Source organism: Calditerrivibrio sp. (genome assembly GCF_049968475.1).
GTDB classification, from domain to species: domain Bacteria; phylum Chrysiogenota; class Deferribacteres; order Deferribacterales; family Calditerrivibrionaceae; genus Calditerrivibrio; species Calditerrivibrio nitroreducens_A.
Map to the genome: position 1 here is coordinate 1 of NZ_JBMFQS010000038.1, position 539 is coordinate 539.

Here is a 539-nt window from a genome sequence, read left to right on the forward strand (position 1 = left end):
AGAAGGAATTTCCAGATGGTGTAAGAGGGCAAAGGCTAAAACTTATAAGTGACAATGGTTCGCAGCCGACAGCTACCTCATTTATGAGGGATATGGCAACACTCGGTATTGAGCAGATATTCACCAGTTATGATAATCCAAAGGGCAATGCAGATACCAGAGAGGATGATGAGGACAATAAAAGAGGAGGTAATCTGGCTTAATGAGTTTGGGAGTTTTGAGGAGGCAAGGGAAAGGATAGGAAGATGGATAGAGGTTGATTATAACAAACTATACGTGCACAGTGGGCTGGGCTATATAAGTCCAGAAGAATTTGAGGCTGAGTATAAGAGAGAATATTTCCTGGAGGCAGCATGACATCTACAACTTTAGGGCATAAAAAATGTCTTGACAAATGGGGCTGCAGCACAGAAATATTTCGTATGTGCCAATCCTCATTCTTTGGAAGTTGCAAGAACTGATTCCCTATTCCGCGAAGCGATAGAGAAAGCTGATCTTGTAGTGCCTGATGGTATAGGTATTGTATTAGCATCTAAGAT

The 539-nt window shown here is 41.7% G+C and carries 1 protein-coding gene and 1 pseudogene; both read left to right on the forward strand.

All coding sequences use genetic code 11. The features are described 5' to 3' along the window. A pseudogene (locus ACP5Q2_RS09925) lies at positions 1–203 on the forward strand (hypothetical protein); the annotation flags it as partial. Next, positions 148–357, forward strand: a complete 210-nt coding sequence (locus tag ACP5Q2_RS09930; protein ID WP_428099643.1) for an integrase core domain-containing protein — start codon at positions 148–150, stop codon at positions 355–357. The pseudogene ACP5Q2_RS09925 and the gene ACP5Q2_RS09930, both read left to right, overlap by 56 nt. The last annotated feature ends 182 nt before the right edge of the window (positions 358–539 follow it).

Excerpts from the sequence above, each read along its gene's own strand:
- ACP5Q2_RS09930 (WP_428099643.1), top strand. The coding sequence starts at position 148 with ATGCAGATACCAGAGAGGATGATGAGGACAATAAAAGAGGAGGTAATC.